Consider the following 23043-nt stretch of genomic DNA (forward strand, 5'->3'; position numbering starts at 1 on the left):
GACCTCGTTGTCCGTCCACGCGCCGTCTGTCTGCGGGGGCCTCAGCGCAGGGCCAGGCCCCACAGCGGGTCCTCCAGGAACCGCCCGACGTGGGCGAGCACCCGGCTGCCCAGCTCCCCGTCCACGAGCCGGTGGTCGAACGACAGCGACAACTGCACCGTCCACCGGGGAACGACCTGCTCGTCGACGACCCACGGCATGCGGCGCAGCGCGCCGAGGCAGAGGATCGCCGCCTCACCGGGGTTGAGGATCGGGGTGCCCGCGTCCACCCCGAACACTCCGATGTTGGTGATGGTGACGGTGCCGCCGGCCAGGTCGGCGGGACGGGTGCGGCCCTCCCGCGCGGTGGCTGCCAGCTCGTTCAGCGCGACCGCGAGGTCCCGTACCGGAAGGGTCTGCGCGGCCTTGACGTTCGGCACCAGCAGGCCGCGCGGCGTCGCGGCGGCGATGCCGAGGTTGACGTCGGCGAACCGGACGATCTCCTGGTTCTCCTCGTCCCACCGGGCGTTGACGTCCGGGTGCCGGCGGATCGCGTCCAGCAGCGCCAGCGACGCCACGAGCAGCGGGCTGACCTTGATGCCCTGGAAGGACGGGTCCTGCTTCAGCCGGTCCACGAACTCGACGGTGCCGGTCATGTCGACGGTGAGGAACTCCGTGACGTGCGGCGCGGTGAACGCGCTGGCGACCATGGCGGCGGCCGTCGCCTTGCGCACCCCGCGTACGGGCAGGCGCTCGTCGCTGCGGTGCTCGGCCACCGGCGCGGGGCCGGTGGTGTGGTCGAGCAGGTCCTGGCGCGTGATCCGGCCGCCGGGGCCGCTGCCGCGCACGTCGGCCAGTTCCACGCCGAGGTCCTTCGCGAGCTTGCGCAGCGGCGGCTTGGTGAGCACCGGCGGCCGGGACGTGTGCGGCCGGCGGGCCGGCTCGGCCGGGCGGACCGACGGCGTGGCGCGGCGGGGCCGGCGGGTCCGCGCCTGGGCGGACACCCCGTAGCCCACGAGCACCGCGGTACGTTCCTCGGCGGGCTCCTCGGCGGGCTCCTCGGCGGGCGGCGATGCGGCATCCGGCGCGGCGTCCGCGTCACCGCCGGTCCGGATCGCGATGATCGGCGAGCCGACCTCGACGGTCTGCCCCTCCTCGGCGAGCAGGCGGTCCACCACCCCGGCGTACGGGCTGGGCAGCTCGACGACGGCCTTTGCCGTCTCGATGTCCACCAGGATGTCGTTGAGGCCGACCGGATCGCCCGGAGCGACCCGCCAGGTGACGATCTCGGCCTCGGTGAGACCTTCGCCGACGTCGGGCAGGCGGAACTGCTGAACGCTCACTGGTACCTCTCCCTTCACGCGGCCAGGACGCGGTCGACGGCGTCGAGGATCCGGTCCAGGTCGGGCAGGTACTCCTCCTCGACCTTGGCCGGCGGGTACGGCAGGTTGAACCCGCCGACCCGCTCGACCGGCGCCTCCAGCGAGTAGAAGCACCGGCTCGTCACCTGCGCGACGACCTCGGCGCCGAACCCGGCGAACGTGGGGGCCTCGTGGACCACCACCGCCCGCCCGGTACGGCGGACCGACTCCTCGATGGTCGCCACGTCCAGCGGGGAGATGGACCGCAGGTCGATCACCTCGATGTCGCGGCCCTCCTGCGCCGCGGCCTCGGCGGCGGCGACGCAGGTGGCGACGGTGCCGCCGTACGTCAGCAGCGTCACGTCGGCACCGGGGCGCACGACGCGGGCGCGGTGAAGCGGCATCGGCGGCCCGGCGTCCTCCGGCGTCACCTCGCCCTTGACCCAGTAGCGGCGCTTCGGCTCGTAGAAGATCACCGGGTCGTCACCGGCGACGGCCTGGCGGATCATCCAGTGCGCGTCGTCCGGGCTGGCGCAGTAGACGACCCGCAGCCCGGCGGTGTGCGCGAAGTACGCCTCGTTCGACTCGCTGTGGTGCTCCACCGCGCCGATGCCGCCGCCGACCGGGATGCGCACCACCACCGGCAGGGCGGTACGGCCGCCGGTGCGGGCCCGCATCTTGGCGAGCTGGGAGACGATCTGGTTGAACGCGGGGTAGACGAAGCCGTCGAACTGGATCTCGCAGACCGGGCGGTACCCGCGCAGCGCCAGCCCGATGGCGGTGCCGATGATCCCGGACTCGGCGAGGGTGGTGTCGACCACCCGGGCCTCGCCGAAGTCCTTCTGCAGACCGTCGGTGACCCGGAAGACGCCGCCGAGCCGGCCGACGTCCTCGCCCATCAGGAGGACCTTGTCGTCGTCCTCCATGGCGCGGCGCAGGCCGCTGTTCAGTGCCTGACAGAGAGTGAGCATGAACGAGTTCTCCGATCGGGGCGGACGTCAGTCGAGGAAGGAGCCGCGGTAGGCGACGAACGCGTCGCGCTCCTCCCGCAGAAGCTGGGGCACGTCGGACAGCACCGTGGCGAAGGCGTCCGCGAGGTCCGGGGCCGTCAGGGCCAGGCACTCCCGGCGGGTCCGGTCGGCGAGTTCGTCCGCCTCGGCCTGGATCTGGCCGAGGAACGTCTCGTCGCTCCAGCCCTCGGCGCGCATCAGCGCCTCGACCCGGGCCAGCGGGTCCCGCGCCCGCCAGGCTTCCAGCTCGTCGTCGGTGCGGTACCGGGTCGGGTCGTCGGACGTGCTGTGCCCGCCCATCCGGTACGTGGTGGCCTCGACGATCGCGGGGCCGGCGCCGGCGCGGGCGTGCTCGGTCACCGCTGACGTCACCGCGTACACCGCCAGCACGTCGTTGCCGTCGACCCACTCGCTGCGCAGGCCGAACCCGGCGCCGCGCCGGTGGATCGGGGTACGCGTCTGCGACGCGGTCGGCGTGGAGATGGCCCACTGGTTGTTCTGGCAGAAGAACACCATCGGGGCGGCGTTGACGGCGGCGATGTTCATCGCCTCGCTCGCGTCGCCCTCGCTGGCCGCGCCGTCACCGAAGTACGTCACGACCACCGTGTCGCTGCCGTCGCGCTGCACGCCGAGCGCGTACCCGGTGGCGTGCAGCAGCTGCGCGGCCAGCACCAGCGTGTAGATGTGGAACGAGTACGGCTCCGGGTCCCAGCCGCTGTGCGCGACGCCGCGCCACTGCCGGAGCAGGTCGGCCGGGCCGATGCCGCGCCACAGCGCCGCCGCGTGCTCGCGGTAGCTCGGGAAGACGTAGTCGTCGGCGCGTACCGCCGCGACGGAGCCGACCTGGGCCGCCTCCTGGCCACGGCACTGCAGCCACAGGCCCAGCTCGCCCTGTCGCTGCAACGCGAACGCCTCGTCGTCGAGGCGGCGGGCCAGCCGCATCCCCCGGTACAGGTCGCGGGTGAGGCGGCCGAGGGCGTCTCGGTCGACGTCCACGTCCGGGTGCAGGCGTCCGTCCGGGGTGACGAGCTGGGTCCAGCCCTCGGCGGCGCGCGGAAGGTCTGTGGTGCCGGTGAAGGGGTTGGTGACCGGTGGGTCGGCGAGATCTACGGTAGTCATTCGTCACCTTCTGGGTGCGTCGGTCTCCGCGTCACCGGGGTCGCCGGCCGTCTCGCGGATCTCGGATATGGGACCGCCCGCCGGGGTGGACCCGGCGGGCGGTGATGGGCGTACGTCTAGACCGTGTGCCGGTCGGCGAGTGTCAGCGCCTCGTCGAGGACCGCCAGTCCCGCCTTGGCCTCCGTCTCCGTCACCGTGCAGGGCGGCACCACGTGGATCCGGTTGAAGTTGGCGAACACCACCAGGCCGCCCCGCTTGCACTCGGCCAGCACGTCGTTCATCTCCGGCGACGAGGCCCCGTACGGCGCCAGCGGTTCCCGGGTCTCGCGGTCGCGGACCAGTTCCAGCGCCCAGAAGACGCCGAGCCCGCGTACGTCCCCGACGCTCGGGTGCCGCTCGGCGATCTCGCGCAGCCCCGGGCCGAGCACGTCCGCGCCGATCCGGGCGGCGTTCTCGACGATGCCCTCGTCCCGCATCGCGTTGATGGTCGCGACGGCGGCGGCGGTGGCCAGCGGGTGACCGGAGTAGGTCAGCCCGCCGGGGTAGGGGCGGGTGGCGAACGTGTCGGCGACGTGGTCGGCGATCACCACACCGCCGAGCGGCACGTAACCGGAGTTCACGCCCTTGGCGAAGGTGATCAGGTCGGGCGTCACGCCGTAGTGGTCGATGGCGAACCAGGCGCCGGTACGCCCGAACCCCGCCATCACCTCGTCGGCGATGTAGAGGATGCCGTGCCTGTTGCACAGCTCGCGTACGCCGGCGAGGAAGCCCGGCGGCGGCGGCATGATGCCGGCGGTGCCCGGCACGGTCTCCAGCACGATCGCGGCGATGGTGGACGGGCCCTCCATCTCCACTACGCGTTCGAGGTGGCGCAGCGCGAGCCGGCTCTCCTCCTCCTCGGTCGTGGCGCCGAACTCCGACCGGTACAGGAACGGGCCGAAGAAGTGCACGACCCCGGCGGTGCCGTTGTCGCTGGGCCAGCGACGCGGGTCGCCGGTCAGGTTCACCGCGGTCTGGGTGCCGCCGTGGTAGCTGCGGTACTGGGACAGCACCTTCGGCCGGCCGGTGTGCAGCCGGGCCATCCGGACGGCGTGCTCGATCGCGTCCGCGCCGCCGTTTGTGAAGAACACCTTCTCCAGGCCCGCCGGGGTCCGCTCGGCGATCAGCCGGGCCGCCTCGCTGCGGGCGTCGTTGGCGTACGACGGCGCGATGGTGCACAGCTTGGCGGCCTGCTCCTGGATCGCCGCCACGACCGCCGGGTGCTGGTGGCCGATGTTGGTGTTGACGAGCTGGGAGGAGAAGTCCAGGTAGCGGTTCCCGTCGCCGTCCCAGAAGTACGAGCCCTCGGCGCGCTCGACCACCATCGGGTCGAGCAGGGCCTGGGCCGACCAGGAGTGGAAGACGTGGGCGCGGTCGAGTTCGTAGGTGCGGCGTGCGCTGGTGCTCATTGTCGCGTCTCTCCCGCTGCTCAGACGTTCTCGGGGAAGCCGAGGTTGATTCCGCCGTGGCTGGGGTCGAGCCAGCGGGAGGTGACGACCTTGCCGCGGGTGAAGAAGTGCACGCCCTCGGCGCCGTGGGCGTGGGAGTCGCCGAAGAGGCTGTCCTTCCAGCCGCCGAACGAGTAGTAGGCCATCGGCACCGGGATCGGCACGTTGACGCCGACCATGCCGACCTCGACCTCGTTCTGGTACCGGCGGGCCGCGCCGCCGTCGTTGGTGAAGATGGCGGTCCCGTTGCCGTACGGGTTGGAGTTCACCAGCTTGAGCGCCTCGTCGTAGCTGCCGACCCGCACCACGGACAGCACCGGCCCGAAGATCTCGTCGGTGTACACGCTCATCTCCGGCGAGACCCGGTCCAGCAGGCTCGGCCCGAGCCAGAACCCGGACTCGTCGCCGTCGACCTGCACCTTCCGCCCGTCCACCACCAGTTCGGCGCCGGCCTCGACGCCCGCGTCCAGGTACGACGCGACCCGGTCGCGGTGCTCCCGGGTGACCAGCGGCCCCATGTCGCAGGAGCGGCGGCCGTCACCGATCTTCAGGCCGGCGATGCGCTCGCGGATGCGCGCCACCAGGTCGTCGGCGACGGGCTCGACGACCACCAGAGCGGAGATCGCCATGCACCGCTCGCCGGCCGAGCCGAACCCGGCGTTGACCGCCGCGTCGGCGGCCAGGTCGAGGTCGGCGTCCGGCAGCACCACCATGTGGTTCTTCGCGCCGCCGAGGGCCTGTACGCGCTTGCCGTTGCGGGTGCCGGTCTCGTACACGTACCGGGCGATCGGGGTGGAGCCGACGAACGACACGGCCTTGACCTCGGGGTGCTCCAGCAGCCGGTCGACAGCGACCTTGTCGCCGTGCACCACGTTGAACACGCCGGCGGGCAGGCCGGCCTGCTCCCAGAGCCGGGCGACGAGCAGCGACGCGGACGGGTCCTTCTCGCTGGGCTTGAGCACGACGGCGTTGCCGGCCGCGATGGCGATCGGCACGAACCACATCGGGACCATCACCGGGAAGTTGAACGGGGAGATGACGGCGCAGACGCCGACCGGCTGCCGGATGGAGTAGACGTCCACGTTCGTGGACACGCCCTCGGAGTAGCCGCCCTTGAGCAGGTGCGGGATGCCGCAGGCGAACTCCACGACCTCCAGGCCGCGGGTGACCTCGCCCAGGGCGTCCGAGACGACCTTGCCGTGCTCGGCCGTGATCAGCTCGGCCAGTTCCTGCTTGTGCTGGTTCACCAGCTCCCGGAACGCGAACAGCACCTGGGTGCGCTTGGTCAGCGACGAGTTCCGCCAGGAGGCGAACGCGGCGGCGGCGGAGGCGACCGCCTGGTCCACCTCGTCGACGGAGGCCAGCGGCACCTCCGTCCGGACCGTGCCCAGCGCCGGATCGTAGACTGGGGCCGTACGCTCGGTGACGCCGGCGAACGCCTTGCCGTCGATCCAGTGGGTCACCCGCTCCAGCGGGACGGGAGCGGGCACGGTGCCGGGTGCTGTCTGGGTCATGCCCGGATCATCTGCGCTTCCCCAGGCCCGGGCAATGGGCACTGTGTCGTTCCCGCCCGGGAGAAGCACACATACTGTGCGCCGGAGCGAGGAGGGAGACGGTCTGATGCCGATGACGGTTCGCGACGTGCTCGAACTGCCGGCGTTGCAGCAGGCCGGGCCGCGTGTCATGGCCGGGCGGGACCGCCTGGACGCTCCGGTGCGCTGGGTGCACGTGGCCGAGATCCCGGAGATCGCCGACCTGCTCCGCGGCGGGGAGCTGGTCCTCACCACCGGTATCGGCCTGCCGCCGGACGACGACGGGCTGCGCCGGTGGATCGACGGCCTGGCGGCGGTCGGCGCGGCCGGGGTCGTGGTCGAGCTGGGCCGCCGGTTCGGCGGGACGCTGCCGGCCGCGCTCGTCGAGCAGGCCCGCAGCCGGAACCTGCCGCTCGTCGCGCTCCAGCGGGAGATGCGGTTCGTGGCGGTGACCGAGGTGGTCCACTCGGTGATCGTCGAGGAGCAGACCGCCGAGCTGCTCGCGAAGGACGAGATCCACCGGATCTTCACCGAGCTGTCGGTGGAGGGCGCGGAGCCCCGGCAGGTGCTCCGCGAGGTCACCCGTCTGTCCCGGCGTCCCGTGGTGCTGGAGAACCTCTCCCACCAGGTGCTGGCGTACGAGACCGGCCCGCTGTCGGCCGAGGAGCTGCTCGACCGCTGGGAGACCCGCTCACGCGCGGTCGAGGTCCCGTCCGGCACCGGCTACGAGCCGCGTTCGGGCTGGCTGGTGACCGGCGTGGAGGCGCGGGGCAACAGGTGGGGGCGGCTGGTGCTGCTGTGCGACCAGGAGCCGCCGGCCCGGACGAGCGTCCTGCTGGAGCGCGCCGCGTCCACCATCGCGCTGAACCAGCTCGTCGCCCGGGACGACTCGTCTGTCGAACGGCAGGCGCGCAGCAGCCTGCTGTGGAGCATCGTCAACCACTCCGCGCCGACCCGGGACGTGGCGCTGCGGGCGCGCGGACTCGGTGTGCCGCTGGAACAGCGGCGGCTGCTCGGGGTGGTGGTCCGCCGGCGCCGCCCGGGCCCGGGGCCCGGCGCCGAGATGAACGCGCGCCGCCGGGAACTGCTGGACGCGGTGGAGACGGCGGTGCGCGACTGCGGGCTGGCGGCGCTGGCCGGGGACGTCGACGGACTCGGTGGTGCGGAGGTCACCGTGCTCGTCGCCCTCACCGACGCCGAGTCCGACGAGGCCGCGTTGCTCGGCCTGTCCACCGCGCTCACCCGGGCGGGACTGCAGGCCGGGTCGGACGTCGTGGTCGCCGCCGGATCAGTGGTCAGGTCGCTTGACCTGGCGCGGCGCTCGCTGATCGAGGCGGCCCAGGTGGCCGACGCCACGGCGCACACCGCCGAGCCCCGGCCCTTCTACCGGCTCCTCGACGTCCGCCTCCGGGGCCTGCTGTACCTGCTGCGCGACGACGTGCGTCTGCAGACGTTCGTCGAGCGCGAACTGGGCCCGCTGCTCTCCTACGACGAGCGGCACGGCACGAACCACGTGGCGCTGCTCGAGGCGTACCTGGTCGAGGGGCGCAACAAGCGGCGTGCGGCGGAGGAGATGTCGCTGTCCCGCTCCGCGCTGTACCAGCGGTTGCAGTTGATCGAGCGGGTGCTCGGCGTCGACCTGGATTCGAGCGAGCGGCGCCTGTCGCTGCACGTGGCGCTCACCGCCCGCGACGTCATGCGCGGCGGCGGCATCTCCGGTTCCGCGGGCTGACTGTCACCTGCCGCGACGCGCCCGGGGGCGCCGGACACCGTCGCGGGTGGGCGAGGTGTGCACGCTGACGCTGACGACCGGGATCGCCCTCGCGACGCTCTTGCGTACCGTCTCCAGCGACGCCGTGGCGGGGGAGCACTCCACGATCATCACCGCCGACCGGTCCGGGCACTGCACGTACTGGACGTGCGTCACCGCGACCCGGCGTGAGTGCAGGACGGACAGCACCTTGAGCAGGCCGGTGGTGGAGTGCCCGGGGCCGAGGTGCACCACCATCGTGCACGCGCCGGCGTGGGAGTCGTCGTGCGGCCGGACGGCCGGGCCGGGAAGCCGGCGATCGACGGTGTCGGGGGGAAACGGGAACGTGGTCACGGGAGCCTCACAGTGTCGAGCCGACAGGGTGGCTTGGCCGGCGACGCACGCGAAGGCGTACGCCGCCTAGGTAATCGGCCCGATCGCGATGTGCATGCCCACGGCGGGGAGTGTGGCACGTCTCCGGGCCGCCGGGGAGGCTCCGGCGGCAAGCCGTCCGGCACGTGAGACAGCGCTCTGACCTGCGGATCGACGATCGTGGTGGGGCTTCGCGCCGGGCGCCTGCGAGTTACCGGCCGGTACGCATGCACTTAAGGATCGTTCAGGATCTCGCTCTACACTCGGGCTTGGGACGACGACTTGAGAAGGAGCTCCGCGCATGGACGCTGACGAGATCGCCGCCGGTCGGGCCCGCTGGCAGGCCCGCTACGACGCCGCCCGCAAGCGCGACGCGGACTTCACCACGCTGTCCGGCATGAGCGTCGAACCGGTGTACGGCCCGCCGGAGGGCGCGGCGTACCCGGGCTTCGACCGGATCGGCTGGCCGGGCGAGTTCCCGTACACCAGGGGTCTGTACCCGACCGGCTACCGCGGGCGGACCTGGACCATCCGGCAGTTCGCCGGTTTCGGCAACGCCCGGCAGACGAACGAGCGCTACAAGATGATCCTCGGCGCCGGTGGCGGCGGGCTCTCCGTCGCCTTCGACATGCCGACGCTGATGGGACGCGACTCCGACGACCCGCAGTCGCTCGGCGAGGTCGGCCACTGCGGTGTCGCCGTCGACTCGGCCGCCGACATGGAGGTGCTGTTCGACGGCATCGACCTGGCCGGCGTGACCACCTCGATGACCATCTCCGGTCCGGCCGTGCCGGTCTTCTGCATGTACCTGGTCGCCGCCGAACGGCAGGGCGCCGATCTGTCCACACTGGACGGAACGCTCCAGACGGACATCTTCAAGGAGTACATCGCGCAGAAGGAGTGGCTGTTCGACCCCGAGCCGCACCTGCGCCTCATCGGCGACCTGATGGAGTACTGCGCCCGGGAGATCCCCCGGTACAAGCCGCTGTCCGTCTCCGGCTACCACATCCGCGAGGCCGGCTCGACCGCCGCGCAGGAGCTGGCGTACACGCTGGCCGACGGGTTCGGGTACGTCGAGCTGGGCCTGTCGCGCGGGCTCGACGTGAACACGTTCGCCCCCGGCCTGAGCTTCTTCTTCGACTCCCATGTGGACTTCTTCGAGGAGATCGCCAAGTTCCGCGCCGCCCGCCGGATCTGGGCCCGCTGGCTGCGCGACGTGTACGGCGCCACCAGCGAGAAGGCGCAGTGGCTGCGGTTCCACACACAGACCGCCGGAGTGTCGCTGACCGCGCAGCAGCCGGTGAACAACGTGGTACGCACCGCCGTGGAGGCCCTGGCCGCGGTGCTCGGCGGCACCAACTCGCTGCACACCAACGCGCTCGACGAGACGCTCGCCCTGCCCACCGACGAGTCGGCCGAGATCGCCCTGCGTACCCAGCAGGTGCTGATGGAGGAGACCGGGGTGACCAATGTGGCCGACCCGCTCGGCGGCGCCTGGTACGTCGAGGCGCTCACCGACCGGATCGAGGCCGAGGCGGAGGAGATCTTCGCCCGGATCAAGCAGCTCGGCGGCGAGGGCCCGCACGCCATCGGCCCGATGACCTCCGGCATCCTGCGCGGCATCGAGGACGGCTGGTTCACCGGGCACATCGCCGAGTCGGCGTTCGCCTACCAGCAGGCGCTGGAGAAGGGCGACAAGAAGATCGTCGGCGTCAACTGCCACACCGGCACCGTCGCCAAGGACCTGGAGATCCTGCGCATCTCGCACGAGGTGGAGCTGGAGCAGCACCGGGTGCTGGCCGAGCGCAAGTCGGCTCGCGACGACGCCGCCGTCACCGCCGCCGTGGCGCGGATGGTCGAGGTGGCCCGCAGCGGCGAGAACATGATCCCCGCCATGCTCGACGCGGTCCGCGCCGAGGCCACCCTCGGCGAGATCTGCGACGCCCTCCGCACCGAGTGGGGCGTCTACCGCGAGCCCGCCCGCTTCTGACCGCCGCTTTGTAAGGAAGGGCCCCTTGTTAACAGCTGCTGTTAACAAGGGGCCCTTCCTCTACCGCAGGCGTTAACAAGGGGCCCTTCCTTGCGGGCGGGCTGAGCTGGGGGAGAGTGGTGACTGTCGCCGTCGCGGCTGGTCGGAGATCCGTCGCGTACGTGCGAGACTAGACAACCATGAGCGACCCACGGATCACCTCGTCGATCTTCACCCGCGGCGCGGTCGACCTCAGCGCGCTGCGCACCCCCGCACCTGCCGACACCTCCACCGCCACACCGTCTCCGGGCGGCACGCCCGCCGGGCTGCCGGGCAGCCCCGCCGGCTCCGCCGCCGTGATCGACGTGACCGAGGCGAACATCCAGTCCGAGGTGCTCGAACGCTCGCTCACCACACCGGTAGTGGTCTTCTTCGGCGCCGCCGGTTACCCGGAGAGCGACCAGTTCGCCCCGGTGCTGGAGAAGCTGGCCGCCGAGGGCGGCGGAGCGTGGCTGCTGGCCCGGGTCGACGTGCAGCAGCAGCCGCGGCTCGCGCAGATGTTCCAGCTCCAGGCGCTGCCCACCACGTACGCCATCGTCGGTGGCCGCCCGATCGACGCCTTCCCGGGCCCGGTGCCCGAGTCGCAGTTGCGACAGTGGCTCCAGGCCGTGCTCAAGGCCGGTGGCGTCACCGTCGCCGAACCGGAGGACCCGCGCCTCGACGCCGCCGACGACGCGCTGATGAGCGGTGACCTCGACGCGGCCGAGGCGGCGTACCGGAAGATCCTCGCCGAGTCCCCGGCCGACGCGGCGGCGGAGGCGGGCCTGGCGCAGGTCGGGCTGGCCCGCCGGGTCGCCGGCGCCGACCCGCAGGGCGCGCTGGACGCCGCGGCCGCCGCCCCCGACGACGTGGACGCCCAACTGCTGGCCGCCGACATCGAGGTGCTCAGCGGCCTCGCCGACCAGGCGTACCAGCGGCTCGTCGGCCTGGTCCGGCGCACCGCCGGGGACGACCGGGACCGGGTACGCCAGCACCTGCTCGGCCTGTTCACCATCGCCGGCCCGGACGACCCCGCCGTGGCCTCCGCCCGACGCGCCCTGGCCAGCGCGCTGTTCTGAGTCAACCCGCGCGGGCCGGCGCACCGCCGGCCCGCCCGACCACCGAGGACGGGAGCCCATGATGCGCCGGATCGCCGTCCTCGACGCGCCGACGAACCTCGGGCTGCGCCCACCCACCGCCAGCTCCGTGCCCGGATGCGCCAAGGCGCCGGGCGCGCTGCGCGACCACGGCCTGCTCGCCCGGCTGCGGGCCCGAGACGCCGGCTGCCTGACCCCGCCCCGGTACGACCCGGGGGACTGGCGACCCGGCGACGGCGTCTGCCACGCGCCGGAGATCTCCGCGTACTCGCTGGCGCTCGCCGACCGGATCGGCGCGATCATCGACCGGGGCGAGTTCCCGCTGGTGCTCGGCGGGGACTGCTCGGTGCTGCTCGGCTCCGGGCTGGCCATGCACCGCCTCGGCGAGGCGGTCGGCGGGCGGATCGGCCTGGTCTTCGTCGACGGCCACTCCGACTTCCGGCACCCCGGCAACGCCTCCTACGTCGGCGCGGCCGCCGGGGAGGACCTGGCGCTGGTCACCGGGCGGGGGCAGCCCGACCTGGCGGCCATCGAGGGGAGGCGGCCCTACTTCCGGGACATCGACGTGGTGGTGCTCGGCATCCGCGCGCAGGACGAGTACCGCCTCGACCTGCAGGCCGCCGGCATCACCACCCGGCCGGTGCCGGCGCTGCGCGCCGAGGGCGCGGCCCGGACCGCCCAGTGGGCGCACGAGCAGCTCGTCGACTGCGCCGGCTACTGGGTGCACATCGACGTCGACGTGCTCGACCCGGCGGTGATGCCCGCCGTGGACGCGCCCGACCCCGGTGGCATCGCCTTCGCCGAGCTGGAGATCCTGCTGGCCGGGCTGGTCGACACCCCGCACTGCCTCGGCGTCGAGCTGACCGTCTTCGACCCCGACTACGACCCGGACGGGGCGTACGCGGCCGAGATCGTGAACACGGTGGTGGCCGGGCTCGCCCCGGTCGTCGCGCCGGGCGCCGTGCCGCCCCGTCTGCTGCCGCCCGGGCCGGCCGCGCCGGCGCCCCGGGCCGCCGACAGCCGGCCGGAGCCCGAGCCGCTGCCCGCCCCGGCGGCGGTGCCGGCCCCGGCGGTGGCGGTGGAGCCGATCGGCCCCGACCCGACCTCCGACGGCGCCGTCGACGACCTCGGCACCGACCCGCTCGGGCCCGGCCTGCGGCGCCGGGCGTCCGCCGGGGACGAGCCGGACCCGGCCCGCTCCGGCATCGACATCGCCTGACCGGTACGCCTCAGCTCGGGGTCACGCGGCGCAGGACCCCGCTCAGCTCGCGGCGAGGCCCCGCAGGAACTTCTCGGCGATCGGCGCCGCCACCTTCGAGCCCGCCCCGCCCTGCTCGACGAAGACGGCGAAGGCCACGTCACCCTGCCACCCGACGAACCAGGCGTGCGTGTTCGCCGGGTTGTTGTCGTACTCCGCGGTGCCGGTCTTGCCGTGCACCGGCTCGCCGGGCACATCCGCCAGCGCGCTGCCACTGCCCGCTGTGACCACCCCGCGCATCAGCGACTTCAGCGCCGTCACCGACTCCGGCTTGAGCGCCTCGCCGGCCGGCGCGGGCTTGGCCGGCGCCGGGTCGAGCAGCAGCTTGGGCTGCTCGAACTTGCCCCGGGCCACGGCCGCGGTGGCGCTCGCCATGGCCAGCGGGCTCACCAGCGTGGTGCCCTGGCCGATCGCGGCGGCGGCCTGCTCGGTGGCCGGGCCGTTGGCGGAGACCTTGCCGGTGAACGCGTCCGCGCCGAGATCCCACGCGGCCTCCAGGCCGAGCGTACGGCCGGCCTGCGCCAGCCCGTCCGGGCCGAGCTTCGGCGCCAGCGCCACGAACGCGGTGTTGCAGGACTTGGCGAAGTCGGTGGCGAACGGCACCGCGCCCAGCTCGAAGTTGTCCGAGTTCTTGAAGCTGCGGCCCTCGACCGTCGCCGTCTTCGGGCAGTTCACAGTGGTCTGCGGGGTCACCGCGCCCCGGTCGAGCAGGCCGAGCGCGCTGACCATCTTGAACGTCGAGCCGGGCGGCACCTGGGCGGTGAACGCGAGGTTCTCGCCGGCCGCCCCGGGACCGTTCGCGGCGGCCAGCACCGCGCCGTCGCTGATCCGCAGCGCCACCAGCGCGGAGCGGCGGGTCTGCCCGCGCAACGCGGCGTCGGCAGCGTTCTGGGTCGCCACGTCGATGGTGGTCTTCACCGGCTGACCGGGCTTCGGGTCGGCGCGGTACAGCTCCGTGCCGGTCGGCTCGACCTTGCCGTCCGGGGTGGTCCGCTCGGTGATCACGGTGACGCCGGTGACGCCGCGCAGCCGCTCGTCGTACCGGCCCTGGAGGCCGCCGTGGCCGACCAGGTCGCCGCGCGCGTACCGCTCGGGGTGGGCCTGCAGGTCGTCGGCGGTGGCCTGGTCGACCGAGCCGAGCAGCGCCCGGGCGAACTCGCGCGTCGGGGCCAGCATGAGCTGGTCGGTCGCGAACCGGGTGCCGGGCAGCTCGTAGATGCGCGGCTTGATCTGCCGGTACGCGTCCTCACGCAGCGTCACCACCTCGACGAGCCCGTCCGGCTTCGCCTCCTTGAGCCGCTTGGGCAGGTCGCCCAGGTCGACCGGCGGGCTGAGCGCGGGCCGGATCGCCTTGAACGCGGCGTCCAGCTTCTTGACCAGGCCGGGCACGTCGGTGACCTCGCCGGGAACGACCTGCACCCGGACCACCGGGCGCGGCGCGACGATCGGCTGGCCGGCGGCGTCCAGCACGCCGGCGCGCTGCGCCGGCTCCCGCCGCAGCGCGATCCGGTCGCCGCTCTCCAGCTTCTCGTGCACCACAGCCGGTTCCCAGATCACCTGCCACTGGTCGTCGCCGCCGCGCTTGAGGCGTACCGGGTTCTCGTAGGCCCAACGGGCGCCGCCGGGCAGCGCCCAGCTCACCTTGACCCGGGCGGTGGCTACGTCGCCCTTGGTGGTGATCTCGCCGGTGCGCGTCAACTCCGGCGGGTTGGCGGCCAGCTCACCGGCGAGCGCCTGGAGCTGCTTGGTCACCTCGCCGGCCGCCAGCCGGGCGCCGGCCGGCTGGATGAAGCCGACCGCCTGCAGGTCGCCGGAGCGCCAGCCGCCGAGGAACGCCTCGACGGCCGCCTCCGGGCCGTCGTCGCCGGAGCAGCCGGTCAGCGCGCCCGCTGTGACCAGGGCGGCGGCCAGCCCCGCGAGGAGGCGACGACGGGTGTGACGGCTGGGGCGGACGGGGTACGACACGGGCATGAAGCGGTCCCTCCGGTGCTCAACTGCCCTGCACGCTAGTACGGCCCGGCGCTCGCCACCGCCCCGCCACGGCCTCCGGCAGCGCGGAAAGCCCCGTGTGGCAGTGTGATGAACATCGCCAGTCGGGGTACTCCGCGGGCGGCCGACCACGAACCCGCAACGGGTGAAAGGACAGAGTCCCGATCCGGACGTCCGGCCGGTGGTCCGCCGCGGGAGGTACCACGCGGTAGGGCCTAGGCTGGGCGGCAGAGTGACCCACAGTGCGGTGGGTCGAGGGGAGTGGCACCGATGGACCGGCGTCCGGCGATCAAACCGGGACCCGACCTCCGGCAGGCTGACACCGGCCGGGACGACGACAGCTTCGATTCGGCGACCGACGGGGACGGTTTCAGCCGTCTCGACACAGGAGTGACCGGGATGACCGGTTCCAGCATCGACACCCTCTACGACCTGGGCCTGCCCACGCAGGCACTGGCCGACGAGTCGGAGGACGCCGAGCTGGACGAGCCCGTTCCCAACGCGGAGCGGCTGGTCGCCCAGGCGGTCGCGCTGGCCGGCGACGACCACGACGCGGCCACACTCGTGGACCGCTTCTGGCGGTTCGCGCCGGACGAGGAGCTGATCGGCTTCACCGCCGAGGAGATGCTGGAGGCGGCCCGGGCCCACCGGGACCTGGCCCAGCAGCGGGTTCCGGGCGAGCTGAAGCTGCGCATCCACGAGCCGGACGCCGAGCAGCACCACACGGTCGTCGAGATCGTCACCGACGACATGCCGTTCCTGGTCGACTCGGTGACCGCCCTGCTCAACTCCCGTCACCTCGACGTGCACCTGCTGGTGCACCCGCTGGTCGTGGTGCGGCGCGAGCCGCTGGGCCGGCTCACCGAGGTCTCGGCGGACGTGGAGCCGGACGACGCCATCGCCGGTGACCTGGTCGAGAGCTGGATGCGGATCGAGATCGACCCGGTCCGCGACCCGGCCGAGCGGGAGGCGCTGCGCCGCGAGTTGCAGCGGGTGCTCACCGACGTGCGCGAGGCGGTCGAGGACTGGCCGAAGATGCGGCAGCGGGCCCTCGCGCTCGCCGACGAGCTGGCCGCCGCCCGGACGTCGGACAACCGCCCGCCGGTGCCGGAAAAGGACATCACCGACTCGGTGGAGCTGCTGCGCTGGCTGGCGCACGACCACTTCACGTTCCTCGGCTACCGCGAGTACCGCCTGGTCGACGCCGACGGCGCGCGCGGCAGCGGGCAGGCCCTGGAGGCGGTGCTCGGCACCGGCCTGGGCATCCTGCGCTCCGACTCGCCGGAGGCCCGGTCGCTGAACTCGATGACGCCCGAGGCGCACGAGAAGGTGCTGGAGAAGCGCCTGCTCATCATCACCAAGGCCAACTCGCGTGCCACCGTGCACCGCTCGGCGTACCTCGACTACATCGGCTTCAAGATCTTCAACGAGGCCGGCGAGGTGGTCGGGGAGCGGCGCTTCCTGGGCCTGTTCTCCACCGCCGCGTACCGGACCAGCGTGCAGGAGCTGCCGGTGGTCCGGCGCAAGGTCGCCGAGGTGCTCGACCGCTCGGGCCTGAGCCTGCGCAGCCACTCCGGCAAGGACCTGTTGCAGATCCTGGAGACGTACCCGCGCGACGAGCTGTTCCAGATCAAGACCGACGACCTCTACCACGCGGTGATCGGCGTGCTGCGGATGGCGGGCCGCCGGCAGCTGCGGGTGTTCCTGCGCCGCGACGCGTACGGGCGGTTCATCTCCTGCCTGATCTACCTGCCGCGGGACCGGTTCACCACGCAGAACCGGCTGCGCATGCAGGACATCCTGCTGCGCGAGCTGAACGGCGTCGGCGTCGACTACACCACCCGGGTGACCGAGTCGATGCTGGCCCGCGTGCACTTCATCGTGCGGACCGACCCGAACAACCCGCCCGGTGACATCGACGCCGACCTGCTCGCCGAGGAGCTGGCCGACGCGACCCGCCTCTGGGACGACGACTACCGGCTGGTGCTGGAGCGCAAGCTCGGCGACGAGCAGGCCAAGCACCTGTTCGCCCGGTACGCCGACGCGTTCCCGGAGGGCTACAAGGACGGGCACACGCCGTACGAGGCGATGAAGGACCTGGCGAAGCTGGAGCTGCTGGAGGAGCCCGGCCAGCTGGAGATGCACCTGTTCCGCAAGCAGGCCCCGCCGCGTCCGTACGCCGCCCGCGCCGCCGACGCCGACGAGGCGATGGACGTGCGGTTCAAGGTCTACCGGTACGGCGAGCCGATGATGCTCTCCGCCGTGCTGCCGGTGCTGCACTCGCTCGGTGTGAAGGTGGTCGACGAGCACCCGTACGAGGTGGAGCGCGTCGACGGCCGGATCTGGCTCTACGACTTCGGTCTGGAGCTGCCCGAGCGGCACCAGGACCTGGCCGAGGTACGTCCGCACGTGGAGAACGCCTTCGCCGCCGCCTGGCGGGGCGAGGCCGAGGTGGACGGCTTCAACGAGCTGGTGCTCCGGGCCGGGCTCACCTGGCGGCAGGTCGTCGTGCTGCGCGCGTACGCGAAGTACCTGCGCCAGGCCGGCACCGTGTTCTCCCAGGAGTACATGGAGCAGACGTTCATCGCGTACCCGCAGATCGCCGAACTGCTGGTGAAGCTGTTCGAGACCCGGTTCGCCCCGGGCGCCACCACGCTCGACGAGCGGCGGCAGCGCAGCGGTGAGCTGGTCGACGCGATCGGCGAGGCGCTGGACGAGGTGGCCAGCCTCGACCAGGACCGCATCCTGCGGGCCTACCTGACGCTGATCCAGGCCACGCTGCGCACCAGCTTCTACCAGAAGCCGGTGGGCGGGCGGCCCAAGCCGTACGTGGCGTTCAAGCTGGACCCGCAGGCCATCCCGGACCTGCCCGCGCCGCGACCCAAGTTCGAGATCTTCGTCTACTCGCCCCGGTTCGAGGGCGTGCACCTGCGCTACGGGCCGGTGGCCCGCGGCGGCCTGCGCTGGTCCGACCGGCGCGAGGACTTCCGGACCGAGGTGCTCGGCCTGGTCAAGGCGCAGATGGTGAAGAACGCGGTGATCGTGCCGGTCGGCGCCAAGGGCGGCTTCGTGCTCAAGCAGAAGCCGGGCGACCGGGACGAGGCGGTGATCTGCTACAAGGAGTTCATCTCCGCGCTGCTGGACGTCACCGACAACATCGTCAGCGGTGAGATCGTGCCGCCCGAGGACGTGGTCCGGCACGACGGCGACGATCCGTACATGGTGGTGGCCGCCGACAAGGGCACCGCGACGTTCTCCGACATCGCCAACGAGATCTCCGAGGCGCACAGCTTCTGGCTGGGCGACGCGTTCGCCTCCGGCGGCTCGGCCGGCTACGACCACAAGAAGATGGGCATCACCGCCCGGGGCGCCTGGGAGTCGGTCAAGCGGCACTTCCGGGAGCTGGGGCACGACACCCAGACGCAGGACTTCACTGTGGTCGGCGTCGGTGACATGTCCGGCGACGTGTTCGGCAACGGGATGCTGCTGTCGAAGCACATCCGGCTGGTGGCCGCGTTCGACCACCGGCACATCTTCCTGGACCCGGATCCGGACTCGGCCCGGTCGTGGGAGGAGCGCAAGCGGCTGTTCGACATGCCGCGCTCGTCGTGGGAGGACTACGACCGCGAGCTGATCTCCGAAGGCGGCGGCGTCCACTCGCGTACGGCGAAGTCGGTGCCGATCTCGCCGCAGGTCCGCGCGGTGCTCGGCCTCGACGAGGACGTCACGCAGCTCAGCCCGCAGGAGCTGATGAAGGCGATCCTCACCGCGCCGGTGGACCTGTTCTGGAACGGCGGCATCGGCACCTACGTCAAGGCGTCCAGCCAGACCAACGCCGAGGTCGGGGACAAGTCCAACGACGCCATCCGGGTGGACGGCAAGAGCCTGCGCTGCCGGGTGGTCGGCGAGGGCGGCAACCTGGGCTTCACCCAGCAGGGCCGGATCGAGTACGCGGCGACCGGCGGCCGCATCTACACCGACTTCATCGACAACGCGGCCGGTGTGGACTGCTCCGACCACGAGGTCAACATCAAGATCCTGCTCAACACGGCGGTGGCCGACGGGGAGCTGGACCGGCCGGAGCGTGACGAGCTGCTGGCCCGGATGACCGACGAGGTCGCCGAGCTGGTGCTGCGGGACAACTACGACCAGGCGCGGGCGCTGAACAACGCCCAGGCCCAGGCCGCCTCGCTGCTCCCGGTGCACCGGCGGATGATCAACGACCTGGAGCGGTCCGGCGCGCTGGACCGGGCCCTGGAGGCGCTGCCGTCGGACGAGGAGCTGGCGGTCCGCACCGAGAGCGGGCTGACCGCGCCGGAGTTCGCGGTGCTGCTCGCGTACGTCAAGATCGTGCTGGAGCGCGAGATCGTCGGCGAGGGCCTGGCGGACGAGGAGTGGACGACCGACATCCTGGTCAACTACTTCCCGACGCCGCTGCGGCAGCGCTTCGCCGACCGGATGGGCCGGCACCGGCTGCGCCGGGACATCGTCACCACGGTCCTGGTCAACGAGGCGATCAACCGGGGCGGCATCTCGTTCGTCTTCCGGGTGGTCGAGGAGACGGCCGCCTCCGCGGCGGACGTGCTCCGGGCGTACGTGGTGGTCCGCGAGGTGTTCGGCCTGCGTGACCTCTGGGACGCGGTCGAGGCGCTGGACAACAAGGTCTCGCCCGAGCTGCAGACCGCCGTCTACCTGGACACCCGGCGGCTGCTCGACCGCGCGGTGCGCTGGCTGGTCACCAACCGCCGGTCGCCGATCGACGTGCCGGCGGAGATCGACCGGCTGCGCGACGGCGTTGCCCAGCTCCTGCCGGACCTGGAGCACCGGTTCTGGGGCACCGAGCGGGAGGCCATCGCGGCGCACATCGAGTCGCTCGTCGACCGGGGGCTGCCGCGTGACCTGGCCGAGCAGGCGACCCGCCTGATGTACAGCTTCGGCCTGCTCGACATCGTCGAGACGGCGCAGGCGACCCGGCGGGACGTGGGCGAGGTGGCCTCGGTCTACTTCGTGCTCTCCGACCGGTTCCGGGTGGACGCGCTGCTGTCGAAGATCTCCCTGCTGCCGCGCGAGGACCGGTGGCAGACGCTGGCCCGGATGGCGCTGCGCTACGACCTGTACGCCGCGCTGGCCGCGCTCACCGCCGAGGTGCTCGGCTCCACCCCGGACGACGTGCCGCCGGTGGAGCGGGTGCAGGAGTGGGAGCAGGCGAACGCCACCTCGATCCACCGGGCGCACCGGGCGATGGGGGAGTTCGACGAATCCCGCGCCGACCTGTCCGCGCTGTCGGTGCTGCTGCGCCAGATCCGTACCCTGGTCCGGACCTCGGCGGCGGCCTGACCGCAGACGTGCGCGTGGCCCGGTGGTCGGGGAACCGACCACCGGGCCACCGCCGTTTCCGCCCTCAGCTCGTCATCGGGGCGTAGACGACGATGTTGTTCAGGTAGCTTCCGGCCGTGCGGTCGAACACCCCGCCGCAGGTCACCACGCGCAGGGCGGGCACGGCCGACGGACCGTAGACCCGCGCGGCGGGAAAGGCGGTCTTCGGGTACGACCCGACCTCGCGCACCGTGAACGTGGCGGACCTGCCGTCCTGCCGGGTGACCGCTATCGTGTCGCCGGCCACCAGCGCGCCGAGGTTGAAGAACACCGCCGGGCCGAGCTGGGCGGAGTCGACGTGGCCCACGATCACCGCGTTGCCGGCCTCGCCCGGGCTGGCGCCGGGGGAGTACCACCCGGCCTTCATGGCCTGGTCCAGCGGGGGCACCTGGTCCGTGCCGTCCGGGTTCGTGCCGAGCGACATGATCTCGGCCCGCACCCCGATACGGGGGATCGAGATGGTCGTCGGCGCGGACCGGGGCAGTGGAGCCGGGGCGGCGCCGTTCGGGCTCATCGCGCCCGCTGGGCCCGTTGCTTCCGGAGCGCCCGGGACCGCTGCGGCCCCCGGGGCGGCCGCGGTGCCCGGGGCGGCGCCGGGTGCGCCGGTCGTCGGGCCGGGCGTCGCGGGGCCGACGGCGCCCCCGGCGGCGTCCGCCGTCGGCAGGCCGGAGGCGTCCGGCGTCAGCTGGCCCTCGGCGTCCGGTCCCGGTTGGCCCTCGGCGTCCGGGTCTGTTTGGGGGCCGGTGGTGACCGGGGCCGCCTGCCCGAGCGGCTGCGGCGGGGACGGTGGCGGGACGGTCCGGACGGACGCGCCGATCAGACCGGCCCCGGCCATGGCGAGCAGGACGACGACGGCCGTGCCGGCGGCACGCCACGGACTTCCGTGACGGCCGCCGGCCCGGGTCGTCGTCCGGTCAGACCAGGTCACCGGCCCGCCGCCGGCGCAGCAGCACCAGGCCGCCCAGCGCCGCAGCGCCGATCATGCCCGCGCCACCGGTGGCGAGGGTACGGTCCACGCCGGTGGTCGTCATGCCGCCGTCGCCGCCGTCGACCCCACCGCGCGGCAGGACCACCAGCTCGCCCTCACCGCAGGAGCCCCGCAACTCGTACCGGCCCGGCCGGGCGTCGTGCGAGACGGTGGCCTCGCCGTAGTAGACGAAGTCCTTCCCGTGCTCCCAGCCGTCCTTACCGTCCTTGCCGTAGTCGCGCTCGGCGTCCTTGCCGTAGTCGCCCTTGTCGTCCTGCCAGGCGCCTCCGCTCGCCTGCCAGTCGTCCTTGCCGCCCGGCCAGTCGCTTTTGTCGCCCGGCCAGTCGTTCTCACCTTCCTGCCAGTCGTTCTTGCCGCCCGGCCAGGAGCCGTGCTCGTCCTTGCCGTCCTTGCCTTTGTCGTCCGGCCGGCCGCCACGGTCGTCCTTGCCGTGCTCGTCCTTGGCGTCCTTGCCGTGCTGTTCCTTGCCGTCGGGGCCGTGCGCGTCCTTGGTCCAGTCCGGCCCGCCCGGCTTCTCCTTCTCCCAGCCCGGCTCGGCGTCCTGGCCGTACTCGTCGTGCCCCTGCCAGTCGCCGGGGTCGACGGCCGCGCCGGCCCCCGCGCCGCCCGGCTGCGGCTGCCCTTCCGGCTGGCCGGCCGGCGGCTGGGGCTGGTCCGCCGGGGGCTGCGGCATGCCGTCGCCACCCGGGCCGTTGCCGCCGGGCCCGTTGCCACCCGGGCCGTTGCCACCCGGGCCGTTGCCACCCGGGCCATTGCCGCCCGGCCCGTTGCCGTCGGGCCCATTTCCGCCCGGCCCGTGTTCGTCCCCGCCCGGCTCGCCGCGGCCGTCCGGGCCCTTGCCGTGGTCGTCCTTGCCGTCCGGGCCCTTGCCGTGCTCGTCCTTGCCGTCCGGGCCCTTGTCGTCCCAGCCCCAGTCCTGGTCGCCGCCCCAGTCACCGCCCCGGTCGGCCCAGTCGCCGTGCTCGCCGTCGCGGGCCGGGCGCAGGTCGACCTTGCCGGTCACCTTCGACCAGACGGTGGCGTGCTGCTGCGGCTCGGAGCAGATCGCGAGCAGTTCGACGGTGTCCCCCGCCTTCACCACGTGCGGCTTGGCGATGACCTTGCCCTCGTCGTGCCCGCCCGCGTAGGCCATTCCCGGGGTGAACACGAGAAGGCCGGCGCCGCCGAGGGCAGCGCCCGCGACCACCTTCCCGAGCATCTTCTTAGCCATGACCAGCGTCTCCATCCCTGTTCGTCCTGAGCCCGACGTCAGTCGAGCTAAGGCCGACGTTAGACCTTTTCGCGACTTATTCGGGGAAAGATTCGCTTTTAGGAGTTTGTGGAGATCGGGCGTGTCCGCGCTGTCCCCGCCTCCCCGCGCTGATCGGCCCGACTTCGGCGACCCCGCGACCCGGATCCCGCTCGTACGGTTCCCGACGGTCTCGCCTCCGCCGGTGGGTGGAACGCCATGGGTGTCATTTGGCCGTTTTGACACCAATGGCGTTCCACCCGGCCGAGGCGGAGGCGGGACGGTCCGCCGCCCGGCGTGCGGGGGAGCGCGGCGAGGTGGTGGCCGCGGGTGGTTGCCGGCGAGCCCGGCTGGTGTAGCGGGCTCCGGGCGCGCGGTGAGCGGGGCGGGGTCGGGGTTGGCGGTAGGGTGGGCCGCGAGGCGCATCGAGGCATTGCCATGGAAGCGCTCCCATGCAAGAATCGCTGCACGCGGTTCGGGGAGCCACAC

At 72.8% G+C, this 23043-nt stretch carries 14 protein-coding genes; 5 read left to right on the plus strand and 9 right to left on the minus strand.

The window, feature by feature from the left end:
* Positions 1-41: 41 nt before the first annotated feature.
* The 5 genes from BAW75_RS23065 to BAW75_RS23085 all read right to left on the minus strand — a co-directional run bounded on the left by BAW75_RS23065 (position 42) and on the right by BAW75_RS23085 (position 6470).
* On the minus strand, positions 42-1322 hold the full coding sequence (locus BAW75_RS23065; protein ID WP_104114894.1) for a dihydrolipoamide acetyltransferase family protein: 1281 nt from the start codon (positions 1320-1322) through the stop codon (positions 42-44).
* A gap of 14 nt (positions 1323-1336) precedes the next feature.
* The gene (locus BAW75_RS23070) at positions 1337-2311 is read right to left on the minus strand and encodes an alpha-ketoacid dehydrogenase subunit beta (RefSeq protein WP_043328770.1); all 975 of its coding nucleotides are present in this window, start codon (positions 2309-2311) and stop codon (positions 1337-1339) included.
* 27 nt (positions 2312-2338) lie between these two features.
* A complete protein-coding gene (locus BAW75_RS23075) occupies positions 2339-3469 on the minus strand; it encodes a thiamine pyrophosphate-dependent dehydrogenase E1 component subunit alpha (RefSeq protein WP_064447801.1) in 1131 nt (376 codons plus the stop codon).
* A gap of 116 nt (positions 3470-3585) precedes the next feature.
* The gene (locus tag BAW75_RS23080) at positions 3586-4917 is read right to left on the minus strand and encodes an aspartate aminotransferase family protein (RefSeq protein WP_104114895.1); all 1332 of its coding nucleotides are present in this window, start codon (positions 4915-4917) and stop codon (positions 3586-3588) included.
* A gap of 20 nt (positions 4918-4937) precedes the next feature.
* The gene (locus BAW75_RS23085; protein ID WP_104114896.1) at positions 4938-6470 is read right to left on the minus strand and encodes a CoA-acylating methylmalonate-semialdehyde dehydrogenase; all 1533 of its coding nucleotides are present in this window, start codon (positions 6468-6470) and stop codon (positions 4938-4940) included.
* 106 nt (positions 6471-6576) lie between these two features.
* Here BAW75_RS23085 and BAW75_RS23090 point away from each other — a divergent pair, with 106 nt between their 5' ends.
* Entirely contained in the window at positions 6577-8220 is a 1644-nt protein-coding gene (locus BAW75_RS23090) for a PucR family transcriptional regulator (protein ID WP_104114897.1), read from the plus strand.
* A gap of 3 nt (positions 8221-8223) precedes the next feature.
* Here the strand turns inward: BAW75_RS23090 and BAW75_RS23095 are convergent, their stop codons facing one another.
* Positions 8224-8592, minus strand: coding sequence for a hypothetical protein (locus tag BAW75_RS23095; RefSeq protein WP_244206232.1), 369 nt, complete (start codon positions 8590-8592; stop codon positions 8224-8226).
* A 319-nt stretch (positions 8593-8911) separates the two neighbouring features.
* Between BAW75_RS23095 and BAW75_RS23100 the strand changes: the two genes are divergently transcribed.
* The 3 genes from BAW75_RS23100 (at position 8912) to BAW75_RS23110 (ending at position 12934) form a co-directional block, all read left to right on the plus strand.
* A complete protein-coding gene (locus tag BAW75_RS23100; RefSeq protein ID WP_104114898.1) occupies positions 8912-10600 on the plus strand; it encodes a coenzyme B12-dependent isobutyryl-CoA mutase large subunit in 1689 nt (562 codons plus the stop codon).
* A 179-nt stretch (positions 10601-10779) separates the two neighbouring features.
* Complete coding sequence (locus BAW75_RS23105; protein WP_043328779.1) at positions 10780-11697, plus strand: tetratricopeptide repeat protein; 918 nt, start codon at positions 10780-10782, stop codon at positions 11695-11697.
* Between the two features lie 58 nt (positions 11698-11755).
* Positions 11756-12934, plus strand: a complete 1179-nt coding sequence (locus BAW75_RS23110; RefSeq protein WP_104114899.1) for an arginase family protein — start codon at positions 11756-11758, stop codon at positions 12932-12934.
* Between the two features lie 42 nt (positions 12935-12976).
* Here the strand turns inward: BAW75_RS23110 and BAW75_RS23115 are convergent, their stop codons facing one another.
* Positions 12977-14944 carry a penicillin-binding transpeptidase domain-containing protein gene (locus tag BAW75_RS23115; RefSeq protein ID WP_104114900.1) on the minus strand — a complete coding sequence of 656 codons (1968 nt, stop codon included), beginning with the start codon at positions 14942-14944 and terminating at the stop codon, positions 12977-12979.
* 288 nt (positions 14945-15232) lie between these two features.
* On the opposite strand from BAW75_RS23115, the gene BAW75_RS23120 reads away from it, so the two are divergent.
* Positions 15233-20299, plus strand: coding sequence for an NAD-glutamate dehydrogenase (locus BAW75_RS23120; RefSeq protein WP_104114901.1), 5067 nt, complete (start codon positions 15233-15235; stop codon positions 20297-20299).
* Positions 20300-20363: 64 nt separating this feature from the next.
* Here the strand turns inward: BAW75_RS23120 and BAW75_RS23125 are convergent, their stop codons facing one another.
* Both BAW75_RS23125 and BAW75_RS23135 read right to left on the minus strand, forming a co-directional pair.
* A complete protein-coding gene (locus BAW75_RS23125; protein WP_244206233.1) occupies positions 20364-21173 on the minus strand; it encodes a class F sortase in 810 nt (269 codons plus the stop codon).
* A 79-nt stretch (positions 21174-21252) separates the two neighbouring features.
* On the minus strand, positions 21253-22551 hold the full coding sequence (locus BAW75_RS23135) for a hypothetical protein (protein WP_104114902.1): 1299 nt from the start codon (positions 22549-22551) through the stop codon (positions 21253-21255).
* Between the last annotated feature and the right edge of the window lie 492 nt (positions 22552-23043).

The sequence above is a fragment of the Micromonospora chalcea genome (genome assembly GCF_002926165.1).
In the GTDB taxonomy this organism is placed as follows: Bacteria; Actinomycetota; Actinomycetes; order Mycobacteriales; family Micromonosporaceae; genus Micromonospora; species Micromonospora chalcea.

What these genes read in the sequence shown, in the direction of transcription:
- BAW75_RS23070 (WP_043328770.1), bottom strand. Translation starts at nt 2,311, where the DNA reads ATGCTCACTCTCTGTCAGGCACTGAACAGCGGCCTGCGCCGCGCCATG.
- BAW75_RS23075 (WP_064447801.1), bottom strand. Translation starts at nt 3,469, where the DNA reads ATGACTACCGTAGATCTCGCCGACCCACCGGTCACCAACCCCTTCACC.
- BAW75_RS23080 (WP_104114895.1), bottom strand. Translation starts at nt 4,917, where the DNA reads ATGAGCACCAGCGCACGCCGCACCTACGAACTCGACCGCGCCCACGTC.
- BAW75_RS23085 (WP_104114896.1), bottom strand. Translation starts at nt 6,470, where the DNA reads ATGACCCAGACAGCACCCGGCACCGTGCCCGCTCCCGTCCCGCTGGAG.
- BAW75_RS23090 (WP_104114897.1), top strand. Translation starts at nt 6,577, where the DNA reads ATGCCGATGACGGTTCGCGACGTGCTCGAACTGCCGGCGTTGCAGCAG.
- BAW75_RS23100 (WP_104114898.1), top strand. Translation starts at nt 8,912, where the DNA reads ATGGACGCTGACGAGATCGCCGCCGGTCGGGCCCGCTGGCAGGCCCGC.
- BAW75_RS23105 (WP_043328779.1), top strand. Translation starts at nt 10,780, where the DNA reads ATGAGCGACCCACGGATCACCTCGTCGATCTTCACCCGCGGCGCGGTC.
- BAW75_RS23110 (WP_104114899.1), top strand. Translation starts at nt 11,756, where the DNA reads ATGATGCGCCGGATCGCCGTCCTCGACGCGCCGACGAACCTCGGGCTG.
- BAW75_RS23115 (WP_104114900.1), bottom strand. Translation starts at nt 14,944, where the DNA reads ATGCCCGTGTCGTACCCCGTCCGCCCCAGCCGTCACACCCGTCGTCGC.
- BAW75_RS23120 (WP_104114901.1), top strand. Translation starts at nt 15,233, where the DNA reads ATGGACCGGCGTCCGGCGATCAAACCGGGACCCGACCTCCGGCAGGCT.
- BAW75_RS23125 (WP_244206233.1), bottom strand. Translation starts at nt 21,173, where the DNA reads ATGGCCGGGGCCGGTCTGATCGGCGCGTCCGTCCGGACCGTCCCGCCA.
- BAW75_RS23135 (WP_104114902.1), bottom strand. Translation starts at nt 22,551, where the DNA reads ATGGAGACGCTGGTCATGGCTAAGAAGATGCTCGGGAAGGTGGTCGCG.